This window comes from Nitrospirota bacterium, assembly GCA_004296885.1.
In the GTDB taxonomy this organism is placed as follows: Bacteria; Nitrospirota; Nitrospiria; order Nitrospirales; family Nitrospiraceae; genus SYGV01.
Map to the genome: position 1 here is coordinate 427,976 of SCVN01000023.1, position 12,171 is coordinate 440,146.

12 protein-coding genes are annotated in these 12,171 nt (G+C 62.9%); all 12 read right to left on the reverse strand.

The genetic code is table 11. The features are described from left to right. Window positions 1–53: 53 nt before the first annotated feature. The 12 genes from EPO61_15140 to EPO61_15195 all read right to left on the reverse strand — a co-directional run bounded on the left by EPO61_15140 (window position 54) and on the right by EPO61_15195 (window position 12,170). The gene (locus EPO61_15140; protein ID TAJ07291.1) at window positions 54–998 is read right to left on the reverse strand and encodes a glycosyltransferase family 2 protein; all 945 of its coding nucleotides are present in this window, start codon (window positions 996–998) and stop codon (window positions 54–56) included. Window positions 999–1,393: 395 nt separating this feature from the next. Then, window positions 1,394–2,602, reverse strand: coding sequence for a class I SAM-dependent methyltransferase (locus tag EPO61_15145; GenBank protein TAJ07292.1), 1,209 nt, complete (start codon window positions 2,600–2,602; stop codon window positions 1,394–1,396). Continuing rightward, on the reverse strand, window positions 2,263–3,066 hold the full coding sequence (locus EPO61_15150; GenBank protein ID TAJ07293.1) for a class I SAM-dependent methyltransferase: 804 nt from the start codon (window positions 3,064–3,066) through the stop codon (window positions 2,263–2,265). The genes EPO61_15145 and EPO61_15150 overlap by 340 nt, the downstream gene beginning before the upstream one ends. Continuing rightward, on the reverse strand, window positions 3,057–4,115 hold the full coding sequence (locus EPO61_15155; GenBank protein TAJ07294.1) for a glycosyltransferase family 2 protein: 1,059 nt from the start codon (window positions 4,113–4,115) through the stop codon (window positions 3,057–3,059). The genes EPO61_15150 and EPO61_15155 overlap by 10 nt, the downstream gene beginning before the upstream one ends. Beyond that, window positions 3,989–4,933 (reverse strand): glycosyltransferase family 2 protein, encoded by a 945-nt coding sequence (locus tag EPO61_15160; GenBank protein TAJ07295.1) that lies wholly within the window; start codon window positions 4,931–4,933, stop codon window positions 3,989–3,991. Before EPO61_15160 ends, EPO61_15155 begins: the two co-directional genes overlap by 127 nt. Then, window positions 4,930–6,042: a glycosyltransferase family 4 protein gene (locus EPO61_15165; GenBank protein TAJ07296.1), complete on the reverse strand. Its 1,113-nt coding sequence runs from the start codon at window positions 6,040–6,042 to the stop codon at window positions 4,930–4,932. The genes EPO61_15160 and EPO61_15165 overlap by 4 nt, the downstream gene beginning before the upstream one ends. Next, window positions 6,039–7,175: a glycosyltransferase family 9 protein gene (locus EPO61_15170; protein ID TAJ07297.1), complete on the reverse strand. Its 1,137-nt coding sequence runs from the start codon at window positions 7,173–7,175 to the stop codon at window positions 6,039–6,041. Before EPO61_15170 ends, EPO61_15165 begins: the two co-directional genes overlap by 4 nt. Continuing rightward, window positions 7,172–8,017 carry a class I SAM-dependent methyltransferase gene (locus EPO61_15175; protein ID TAJ07298.1) on the reverse strand — a complete coding sequence of 282 codons (846 nt, stop codon included), beginning with the start codon at window positions 8,015–8,017 and terminating at the stop codon, window positions 7,172–7,174. The genes EPO61_15170 and EPO61_15175 overlap by 4 nt, the downstream gene beginning before the upstream one ends. 4 nt (window positions 8,018–8,021) lie before the next feature. Beyond that, window positions 8,022–8,933: a class I SAM-dependent methyltransferase gene (locus EPO61_15180; protein ID TAJ07299.1), complete on the reverse strand. Its 912-nt coding sequence runs from the start codon at window positions 8,931–8,933 to the stop codon at window positions 8,022–8,024. Further along, complete coding sequence (locus EPO61_15185; protein ID TAJ07300.1) at window positions 8,930–10,498, reverse strand: hypothetical protein; 1,569 nt, start codon at window positions 10,496–10,498, stop codon at window positions 8,930–8,932. The genes EPO61_15180 and EPO61_15185 overlap by 4 nt, the downstream gene beginning before the upstream one ends. A gap of 28 nt (window positions 10,499–10,526) precedes the next feature. Next, the gene (locus EPO61_15190) at window positions 10,527–11,264 is read right to left on the reverse strand and encodes a class I SAM-dependent methyltransferase (GenBank protein TAJ07301.1); all 738 of its coding nucleotides are present in this window, start codon (window positions 11,262–11,264) and stop codon (window positions 10,527–10,529) included. A 12-nt stretch (window positions 11,265–11,276) separates the two neighbouring features. Continuing rightward, the gene (locus tag EPO61_15195; protein ID TAJ07302.1) at window positions 11,277–12,170 is read right to left on the reverse strand and encodes a glycosyltransferase family 2 protein; all 894 of its coding nucleotides are present in this window, start codon (window positions 12,168–12,170) and stop codon (window positions 11,277–11,279) included. Window position 12,171: the final 1 nt, after the last annotated feature.

The window sequence follows — 12,171 nt, forward strand, 5'->3', positions numbered from 1 at the left end:
CACCACGGACAGCCGCGGCGGGCCCTGTTGCCCACGCTCACCGATCATAATCGTCACGCCTTCTTCCGCCACCGTTCCTGGAGAAAGCCGACCGCGTAGGCGACCTCGCAAAGACACCAAATCGGCTTTCCGGTCAGCAGCGCCTTTGCTAGCTGCCATGGAAACCTGACCGCCCGGACCCAAAATGGAACCCTGAGCGTGAAGGCGCCGTGGTCCGACGGCGTCTCGATCGCCCATTGCGGATAATGGCGATTCACAAACGCCGCTTGCCTCCCGTTGCGGACGAATTGCCGGAGGAGCCCCCGCCAGGTCGTCGGCGGCAGGTGAGAATAGAGCACGCCGGGCGCGACAACGACCCGTTTACCAAGATCACGGAACGCCTGACGCAGGTACGGATCCAGCCCGCGAGGCAGCAATTCGTTCTCACCACCGACAGCCTTGAATTCCTCGGTCCGCATCACCAAACAGGGATGTTCGGCCAAGTCGGATTCCGTCACCTCCTTCACCGGCATCCACGAACGCCGCGGGATCTGCCGCATCGCCCGCCGCACGAACGGACTGGCATCATCCGGAATCACATTGTTCCCGCCGACCATGCCGATCTCGGGACAGGTCTCCAGCACGGCCACCAGGTTCGCAAACGTTTCCGGCGCATGGATGGAGGTATCGTCGTCCAACGTGAGCACGTAGCGCCCCTGCGCCAGGGCCGCCGCGACATTGATGGCCCGCCCCTGACGCGGATCACCGAGCACGACGATCAGTTCATACTGCTGCAGCGTCTGCCGACTGATCTGTCCCAACAGCTGTGCGAAGTAGCCGCCCCGATCCGCATCGATCGTCGGAATGACCACGGTCACCAACGACGCGCCGGGCCCCCGGCCCACCTGCCAGAACACCCCGGGCGAAGGCGCAGGATGGGGGTGGCGCACGAAAGGCCGGGCGATCTCCCCGGCCGGCCGCCACACGGCTGATTGAAATTTATCCCGCAGATCCTGCATGGCCGCGCGTCCGCTTTCCTTCCTAGGCTCCCTGTGCCCACTCTCGCAGCGCAGCAAAGAGCGGAGAGCACTTCACATACCGAAATACCGTGAAGAGCACAACATTGACCGAAACCCAGAGCGCAAGTCCCTGCCGGTGCCGCCTGACCGCATGCGGAAGCCGCTGGCGGAAAAGATCAGCATGAGCGGCTCGAGCGGCAGGCGGAAACCTGGAGAACCGTAACAACCAGCATGCGAACAGGAGGGCCAGGAGCAGCACCTGCACGAGCCGCTCATTGGAATCCAGGTCTCGCTCTTGGCTCGCCAGGCCATCAGGCCGGTCATAACAAGAGGACGGACTATCCAACCCATCGAGCGATCGACCGACGGCCCTTGCCCCTCCCCGTCGTCCACCGTCACCTCCCCTTGTCCTTGACGGCCACCATGAGTAAGTCATGCGAGGTATCGAACCACCAGGGAAACCATTCCAGCATGCCGTCGACCGCGCAGACGAACGCGAAGAGGAGCGGGTGACGGGCCAGCCAGGGATAACCATAGACCAACGTGCTCCCACGTCTGAGCCTAACCTGGAATCCCACCTCCCGGGCCAGCTCCCGCCAGGCTCCGGCCGGCTTTTCCGACACGTGTCCGAAAATCCCAGCCGCTTCCTGCGGGGAGAACCCGGTGCCGGCGCTACGCTCGATCATCCCGGCGTAGGCCTGTTCCCGGAGACGTCCTTTCATGATACGATCCGCCCAATCGCCGACCTTTCGCGGATAGTTCGACAGATTCGGTGTCGTCACGATGGCCGTGCCCCCCGGCGCGAGCACGCGCCAGATCTCCTCCAGAAGCAGCCGCGGCTCGCGCAAATGCTCGATGACTTCGGAGCAGAGGATCAAATCTGCGCTGCCCGGCGGCAGGCCTGTCCACATCACATCGCCGAACCTGAGTTCCACGTTGGCATAGCGACGGTAGGCACACCGACTCGCGGCATGCCCGAGGGCCGTCCGCTCCAGGTCGATCCCGATGTACCGGATGCCCTCCCGTTCCACCCGACGGCGCAGCGCCAGGAGGTTGAGCCCTTCCCCGCAGCCAAGATCCACAACCGTAGCCTGCTCCCTGCCGGCCAACAGCTTCGCCATGCAATCCACAATCCGGTGATGCTGGACAAAATGCGCATATGCGACCGTATAATTCTCCTCGACGAAGATGGCTTCCTGCCAGCGGACCGTCTTGATGTCGGTTTCGCTCAACTGGTCCCGGTTTGGGATCGGCATCGGCTCGCTCATGGCTGCGTCACCTCCAGCACAAAGATCCGGCGGTAGGGATCTTTCGCGTCCCATCGGCTGCCCAGGTTCACGATCCAGCCCGTCAAGAGTCGCCGCACATAGTTCCGTGGAATGGCGATGTCCAGAGCCTCCAGGGCATACCACAAGCGGAGAGGCGCATTGCCGATGACTCGCAGCCTGCCTTGGGGTACGGCCGTCCGAATCTCGCGGACAAACGCGGTTTCCTCCGGGAGCCCGTGCTCCCAATGCTCCACGAGCCAGCGATTGGACAACCCAAACCGTTTCCGGTGGTACCGATCCAGCCGCTTTTCCATGTCCATCGCCCTCTGCCCGCATGGCACCGCAATCACGACAGAGGAGCGGGCGACTCGCGCCATCTCCCGCAAGGCCCTGTCGCGCACCGAAGCGGGCAGATGCTCGAACATGTCCACGGCGATCACGGCGTCGAACGAGGCATCCGGAAAGGGCAGGTGTTCGATCCTGCCCCGCACGGGCAACACGAGGCCCTCCGCCCTGCTCAGATTTTCCCGATCAAAGCGGAGATCCAGCGCCACCACCCGCTGCCCAAGAAACGGAGTGATCCCGCGATCGGCCGAGCCGACTTCCAGCACGGGCAGCGCCGTGCCGGAACGAATCCGTCTCAGGAGCCTCACAATGGGAAGATAGCGAATGGCATGGGACCCGTACCAGTCATTGTTCCAGAGCAGATACTTCCGGAGCCACCGCGCGAGACAGCCCGGTGGAAGATCCGGCTCATTCCATCTGAGCCAGCGTTTCATCCCGCCGATCATCAGGCCCATTGCTTCCGGTCCTCTCGCGTCACCCAAGCCGGCCTGGCACCAAGGAGCGCCTTCACCGCTTCCCTGAAGGCCACCGCCTGTTCGGCCCTGCCCAGAACAGTGGCCAGCAGCCACTTGACGAATAGGATGCACGCCAGCGGCAGGCGCAACAGAATATAGGACGAGGCACGATTGGTCTGCATGAAATGCAAGAACCCCAGAGTCACCGAGAGCAGAACCACCGTACCGCTCCGTTTTCCGCCACTGGAGCCGGAATGGTGATGCACCATGGCCGGCATGGGGTAAAACCATACCCCATACCCCGCGTGCCGGACCTTCCAGGCATAGTCCAGCTCCTCCACCCCAAAGAAATACCGGCGGTCGAACCCGCCCACCTGCTTCCAGAGGGCCAGTCGCGTCAGCAGGCAGGACCCTTCGACCGCGTCAACGGGAAAGGGGTCCGTACCTTCAAGCTGTCGGCCATAGGGCCGCAACAATCGGCAGTGCGGCATCACGCGATTCAATCTGGTCTCGTACAACAGGATCGTGGCGGTCGTCGGGAATCGTGTCGCCGAAACATAGGGGACGCCGTCGGACGTGAGCAGCCTCGGCCCCACCACGCCAATGTCCGGACGGGCCTCCATGAATGCAACCAGTCGTGCCAGCGACCCCTTGATCAAGGCGCCATCGGGATTGAGCAACAACAGATACTCGCCGGACGCCAGAGCGGCGGCTTGATTGACGGCCGGCGCGAAGCCGATATTTTCTTTGTTCTCTATCCAGCGCACGCCTGGGAATCGAGGCTTGAGCGCTTCCACGGTTCCATCCCCGGAGGCATTGTCCACGCAAATGACCTCCCGGGTTCCAGAAAACCCGTTGTCCTCGATAGACCGCAGGCAGGCCGCCAGCAGGTCGCGCACCCGATAAGAGACGATGATAATGCTCAGTATGGGCACAGGTCTTCCTTTGTTATGGCCACCGGCCGCAACCCGACGATCGCCCGCAGGATCTGGCGATAGGCCCAGCGCCGCGGATCGCTCCACCGGACAATGAGCAGCTTCACAGCGAATTCGACGAAGAGCAGCCCTTTGAGAAACAAGAGTTCAAGCCCGCTCCGGTGCTTCTGAAAATACCGCAACTCGCTCACAGTCCCCGAGAGAGTCAACAAGCCGCCTCTGGCCTTTTCGCTGGACCCGCCGCCGTGATGCACGATCCGTCCTTGGGGCACGTACTCGACCAGCCACCCAGCCCGGCGTGCCCGCTCGCAAAGATCGGTTTCCTCCATATAAAAGAAATAGCCCTCGTCGAAGCATCCCACCTCTTTCAATACCCGCCGGCGCACCATCAAGCAGGCGCCGGACAGCCAGTCCACCGCCACCGGCTCCCCGCTCCGGCGAGCCCGCTCCCAGACCTGTCGATAAGGATTGATCCTGGCATTGGTATAGAAATAATGCCGCAACCCCGTGTGGGTCAGGAAGAGAAACCACAAACCCGGAGCCGGACAGATGGTGGGATAGGCAGGCCCTCCCTCAAACTCCTCGGTGGGCCCCACGATCCCGACCTGTGGCTGTTCATCCAGACGCCTGAGCAACGGGCCGAGCGAGTCCGGCAACAGGCAAGTATCGGAGTTGAGAAACAAAATAATGTCGCCCGTCGCCAGCGCCAACGCCTGATTGTTGGCGGCGGCAAATCCGCGATTGTCCGGATTGGCGATCAGGCGCACCTCGGAAAACTGCTCTGCAACGAGCTCCGGGCTGCCGTCCTTGGACCCGTTGTCCACGACGAACACCTCGTAAGACTCCGCCGGCGGATGGGTGCGGATGGACCGGAGACATTGCTCCAGCATCCCCTTGGTATTGAAACTGACGATCAGGATCGACAGGATCACCGGCTTGCCCCCAGAAGCTCCGCATAGACCCGCTCAAAGCGTTCTACGATCCGATCCCAGCCGTACTGCGCCCCCGCCTCTCTCGCCGCTCGACGCATCGACTCTTGCAGGGCTTGATCGGCCAGGATGCGGCGCATGGCGTCAGCCAAGGCCTGGGAATCCGCGGGCGGCACCACCAAGCCGCTTCGGCCTTGCTCCACCGCCATCGCACTGCCGCAGGCCGTCGTCACGACGACGGGACAGCCCTCATTGAGCGCCTCCACCACGACGATCCCGAAGGGCTCCATTACGCTGGAGAGCACGAACAGGTCCACCTGTCGCATCAGGGCGAGAACGGTGTCGTGCGGCAGCCAGCCGTAAAACCTGACGAGCGAGGCGATGCCGAGGCGGAGGGCCAGCGCCTCCAACTCGGTGCGCAACGGCCCGTCTCCGACCATGTGCAGAGTCACTCCCGGCCAATCCTTGGCCAGCATGGCCACAGCCGGCAAGAGAAAGGTTTCGCCCTTGTCCGGCTCCAGGTGTCCCACAAAGAGCAGGTTCGGTCCGGCCGTACTCATCATGCGCCGGGCCGTCGCCTCCACCTCCGGCGCAATCCGCTCCGGCTGATAGCCGTGCGGCAGCGACTGGACCGGACCGGCGGCGTAAGGCCTGATCGCCGTGGCGAACAGGTCGCTGACAGCCAGAGTTTTGGTCGCGTAGCGAATCGCCGGGCCCACTTCCAATATCCGGCGGAGCGGCCCCGCTTCATGAAAGTCCATGCCCTGGACATAGGTGATGGAGGGGATCGACAACCACCACCCCACCACAACCGCAAAGAGACCGCATGAAGCCGCCTGCCCCTGCACGAGGTCGGGACGGATCTTGCTCGCCAGCAGAAGAATCCGTACCAACCGCTGCACGGTCCCGGTAAACGGCACGTTCCAGACCGCAAGACGGCGGACTCGCACCAGGCCGACCGTTTCTTCGGAGGGCGCCCCCTCGGAGCGGGCGACGATCACCTGGACCTCCCACCCACGCCGGGCCAGCGCCTGGGCCAGCGAGGCCGTGGCCATGGCGGTTCCGCGCAACTGCTGAGGAGGAAACTCATTGACGATGAGGAGAATTCTCACGGCAACAGGTTCCTGGCCGCGGCATAGACCTCGTCCACCGTAATGGCCCAGGGAAAAGCCGCGTCCTTGCGGTCCCGTATATCGAAGGGAAGCGGGTTCTTCAAGATCACGGCCTCATCGGGGGCATAGCGGTGATAGCGGGTTCTGCCCGGCCCGATCAAGCCGATCGTCGGGCGTCGCCTCGCAATCGCCACGTGCATGGGGCCGGAATCGTTCCCGATGAAGAGGTCCGCCACATCGATGAAGGCCGCCATCTGAAACAGATCGGTCATGCCGGCGACATTCAAGACCGCCCCCGGAGGCAAGGAGCCGGCCAACTGCTCCGTGAGGCTTCGTTCCTCTTTCGTGCCGATCAGCACAATTCCATCCCCCTCGGCTTGCAATCGACGGGCAAGGTCGAGAAAGCGCTCGATGGGCCAGAGCTGCGCGGCATGAGTCGCCCCCACGTGCAGGCAGACCATGCGATGCCGATCCGGCATGGCCTGCCGGACCTGGTCCCTGGCCTGCTGGATCTCGGCCGGCTCCAGCGGAAATTCCGTGGCCAGATCGTTCCCCGCCTCGCCCACGAGTCCCACCACCTCCAGAAACAATGGCCGGTAATGGCGATCGCCCAGTTGAGATTCCGGCAAGGCCCGATCGAAGACCCCGGACCCCGCCACACAATCCGGATTGATCCCCACGGCAAAGCGTGCACCGGAGCGGGCCGCGACCCAGAGCTCGAACAGGTACCATTGCGACAGCCACGTGTGGTGAAAGCTCACGTAGAGGTCGCATGGTTCCTGCCGGAGGAAACGGATCGGCCGATCCAGGCCCAGCCAGAAGGCAGGCGTCCAGATGCGCCTCAGCTCCAACTCGAACAATGGGAACTCGCAGCCGCGACGCATGTATGGAAGGCGAAAGAGGAACACCGCATTTTCCAGCTTGTACGTGATCAAATCGATCCGGGCTTCCGGATACAGCCGGTGCAGGGCCCGCAGCGCCGGTGTGATCAAGAGCAGATCCCCCACCCCGCTCATCTGCAGCACGACAATCCGGTGTACGGACCGGGGATCCGGCAGGGCTCGCCACCCCCGCACCGCCTGCGCAACGGACGAGCAGAGGCGGATGAGTGTTCGGACCAGGAGCTCTTTCACCCGTCCCGCTCCTTGCGCGCCACCAGCAAGGTCCCCGCCGCCACTCCCTCCGGCCCGACGGCTTCGTCGTAGAACGGCCGGATCATCCGGACAAAGACCCGTTTCCAGAAGCGCTCTCCACCCAATCTCCGCAAGAGGCCCGACAGGAAATAGAACGTGCCGGAATGGGTCCAGAAACCGGGGCACGGAAACGGCCGCGCCAGGATCGACTCCAGCAGGGTGGTAAACCGGGCCCCCCGCGCGGTCAGGTAGGGGTCGAACGCGACCGGTTCAAGCCCGGCCCGACGAAACTTCACGGTCCATTCTTCAGGCCCGAACAGGTTGAGGTGCGCCACCGTTCGGTCATGCGCATCCACGATCTTCCGGCCGAGCCGGGGCCATCCCAAGGCCGAGAAAAACCGGTTCCAGACGTAGAGCTCCTTCCAATGGGCACTGGGGACCGAGGCGATCAGGATGCCCCCCGGACGCAAGACACGGGAGGCCTCCGCCAAGCAGAGGTCGATATCAGGAAAGTGTTCGATCGCACAGTTGCCGAAGACCGCCCCGAAAGTCCGGCTCCGGAACGGCAGGCGACGCGCATCCGCCCGAGCCACTCCGCGCAGGAACTGTTTGGCTTTCGGGAGCGACGTCGAGTCCCAATCGATCCCGATCGAGTCGAATTCGGCCAGGAACAGCCGATTAATCTCTCCATCTCCACACCCGAGATCCAAAATGGGCGACGCCAGCAAGGCGTGCCGGCGGCGGACGCCCCGTCGCTCCAGCGCGCGAAAGAGGGCCAGCGAAGGCTTCCACGGAAACAGATCAACCAGGATCTCCAGATCCGATTCCCCTGCCGCGGTCATGGGCCTACCCCTTTCTCGCAAGCAGACGCACCACGTCCGATTCTCCCTTGACCTCGGCCCAGTAGAACTCGTTCAGCCTCCGCACCGCTCGCACCGATGCGCGGAACCCGGGTATATGTCGGGCCCATTCGTAGAACCGTTTGGCGCCTTCGGGCCCGCCACAAGCCGCATTCATCAGCCCCGTGCTTTCGACCTCCCGATGCACGGCCAGCACCCGAAACCCCTGCGCCGTCAGCAAACGGGTGAGCGTCCGCTCGCTGAAGTAAAACAGGTGCTCCGGCACTTTGATATGGACCCACTGGGCCCCATCCCGCTTGGCCTGTCCCGAGTCGATATCCGGCGTTTCCACCCACAAGATCCCGCCGGGCGCCAGCCAACGGCTGATCCGCTGCACCATGCGGACCGGATCCCGGAAATGCTCGATCACATGCTGCAACGTCACCACATCGAACGCGTTCGCAGGAAACTCCACTTCTTCCAAGGAGCCGGTGGTCACGGTACTGATGCCGAACTGGTCCCGTGCGTGTTCCGTCGCAAATGACGACACATCCGCCCCCGCCACCGTCCACCCGGCGTCCCGAGCCGTCTTGAGCAAGAACCCGGGGCCGCATCCCAGGTCCAGCAACCGGCCTCGCCGGCCCAGCGCTTCTTCGATCTCCTCCAGGACTTCGCGGCAACTGTCCAATCGCCTGGCCACGCGCGCCGGATCGAGCACGTTCTCCTGCCCGCGATCCTTCACGGCGCAATCGCCCCGGTAATAGGCCTCGGCATAGAGCCGTTCATCGGAGCAGGCCGGTTGCGGGTTGAACAGGGCCAAGGAGCAGTCGGCGCAGCGTTCCACGTCCTGCCCCGAAACCGTGAACAGGCGGCCGAGCTTCTGCGACCCGCAGAGGGGACAGACAGTCAATCGCGTCATGCCGGCGCCTTCACAAGCGACCGCATGAACGGCAGATACCCGCCAAGCAATTCCCAATCCCGTCGGTCCAAGACGCCCGAGCAGCGAATAGCCGCCAGGTAGGCGGGCACGTAGAGCCCCACGCACCCGGCGAAGGCCAGCAGCGCCGCCCCGCGATCTCCCTCCTGCATCCACCCAGCCACCCAGAACAAGTAGGCCAGCGAGAGCAGCGCCGCCGGCACATTCAGCAGCGCGATCCTGAGTATCAACTTGAGGTGTGCGGCAACCGGACGATCGAAGTCCCGACAGAACTGCAGCAGCAGATATCCATTGCTGCACACGAGCGCTGTCAGCGTGCCGATCAACGCCCCCGTATATCCTATCGCCAGGATCAGACTCAACGAAAGCCCGAGATTCAACAGGCTTTGCACGAGCCCGGCCTTCATCTGAGGGCTCACCCAGCCGATGCCGGCTCCCACGGTCGCCACCATGCCCATGCTGATGGACGTCCAATAGGCGGTCGAGAGAAACAAGATGGCCCGATGTACATCCGCAGAGACATGGTTGAGCCAGACCTGCAGGATCAAATGGGCCGTCAGCCAGGTACCGAAGAGGATCGGCAGGCTCAGCATCAGCAAATACTTCGTCCCCCGCTCATAGAGCAGCCAGAGCCGCTGCTGATCGTCCCGGCCGGCCAGTTCGGAGGCCGCCGGGAAGACCGCGTTGAAGAAGATGTACGGCAGGTCGTGCAGGAAATAGGCCACTTTCGCGCCCAGGTCATAAAACGTCACATAGCGAATGGGCACGAGCAGGCCCAGTAAAATCTTGTCCGCGTAAAAACACACGAGTTCGGCCACCCGAGGCATCTGAAGACGCGCCCCGTACCCGAATAAGCCTCGCACCATCGAGAACTGGACGTGCCGCCAGTCGAGGCGTAGCGGGGGAAAGATCCGCTTGGCAAACAGCACCAACACCAGGAGCTGCAGGAGATAGACCCCTCCTGCGACCATGACCAGCCCCGAAAGCCCCCAACCTTGACGAAGCACCCAATAGGAACCCAGCACGTTGGGGACCGACACCAGGACCAACGTGAGATTCGTCAACTCCATCCGCTGATACCCTTTCAACAACGCATCAAATAGGTTTACGAAGTAGAGAAGGATGAGAATGACGAGGCCGCCTCGGAAGGTCTGCACGGCTTCCGGCAGGAGCTCCGGCGGCAACGACAGGCGGGCGGCCAGCCACCCCAGCGCCGGCCACAGCCCGATCAGCAGCATCGCCCCCATCAGGAGATAAAGACAGCACACCGTCGTGATGGCCCGGTTGATGGATTGCGTCTCTTCTTTCGACTGAAACTGGGCAAAGTGCTTGACCAGCGAGGGACCCAATCCCATGTCCAGAAAAATGAAGTACTGGGTCAAGGTCCAGAAGAGCACCCAGATGGCGAACCGATCTTGCCCCAGATAGGACAAATACAAGGGGGTCAGCAGTAAATTGGTTCCGATCAACCACAGCCGTCCGGCGGCGTTGAAGAACGTATTGCGCAGCAATCGATCGCCGATTCCCTCTTTCCCCGCCTTCCCCATCAGCCGATGTGCCCCCTCTGAAAATTCATCACGCCTTCTGCAACACAGCCAGCAGCGACAGACCGACCGGGAACGGGAAGACCCGATCCAGAAGCTTCAGCCAGGGGATGGCCCGATTCATCCGGCGCAGCTCTTCTGGCGAGAAGGTGAGGGAGAAGTTCGTGGCCCGTTTCAACACCTTCCCCTTGACCCACCAAGGCACAACGGCGATCGGATTCATGGTCGAGAGCAAGACCACTTTGAAGCCTTCACGCCGGGCAAGGGCTTCGATGTCCCGTTTCGCATAGCGGCGAAAATGACCGGAAGCTCGATCCATCGTGCCGTACAGCCACCGGTGCGCGGGCACTTTCAAGAGCAGGTGCCCCCCCGTTGCCAACAAGCTTCGAAAATGGGCCACGACTTGCTCATGGGCTTCCAGATGTTCCAAGACATCCAGGCAAAGAATCGTATCGAAGGCTTCCCGTCCAAGGCGCAAGAGGCCCGGGTCCTGGAGGTCCTGACACCAGACCTCGACCCCGGCAACCCCCTTGAAGCGCTCCCGCATCTCCCCACACTGTTCCTCGTTGATGTCCACCAACGCCAACCGTTCCCACCGAGATACCAGCACCGTGAGGTTCCCGATGCCCCCGCCGGCATCCAGAATCCGCGAGCCGATCCATGGTCTGAGTCGTCCGAACACCCACTCGTAATAATTGGGCAACTGCGCCATCCGGTGCAGCGCCGCATGATGCGCCTGGCTGACCGGCGCCGGTCGTGCTGTCTCCATGTCCCTCCTGGCTCAGCGACGCCGGACGATGAGGTCTGCGAGAATCCCGATGGCAGCGGTGAGCACCGTCCCGACAAACAGGATCGTCGTGGAATCGGTCAAGTTCGACAGCACGAACACGTCGTAGCCGACGCGGGCGACGGTCAGGGAGAGAAAGCACAGGCTCAGCGGCAGGAACACGCGCAACGGATTGAAATAGGTGACCGTGCGGAGGATCAGAATGAGAAAATTGAGCGCGTCCGACGGCTTGATTTTTGACCGCCCGACCCGCTTGCGGTAATTGATCGGGACAAACCGAACCCCCAACCCGTCCGACAAGAAACACAGGGTGATGGTCGTGGTGAAGGAGAAGCGGTTGGGCAGGATATGGAGGTATGGCCGGACCGCTTCCCGGCGGAACGCTCGCAGTCCCGAATTCAAGTCGGGAATGGTGCGCTCCGACAGATGTTCGGCCAACCGCCGCAGCACCCACTTGGCCGGCTTGCGCACAAGGGGGATACTGACGTCCGAGCCGGTCCTGGCTCCCACCACCATCTCCACCCCTGGCTGCAGCTCATGAAGGAGTCGGGGAATCTCGGCCGTCGGATAGGTTCCGTCAGCATCGATGATCAGCACGATCGGAAAGCGCGCGGCGTGGATGCCGGTCTTCAAGGCCGCCCCATAGCCGCGATTCTCTTCGTGGCAGAGGAGACGGACCGTCTCCGCATGAACCTGGATGTTCTCTCGCGTCCGATCGGTTGAGCCGTCGTCGACGACCAGCACCTCGAAGGCCAGGCCGCTCCGCGCCATTTCTGACGAGACCTGCGTGATGAGGGCCCCGATCCCCCTCTCCTCGTTGTAGACCGGCACAACGACGCTGACCCCCCCGTTGCGCATCTGCTCCTCCACTCCACTCTCCTCCCTCATC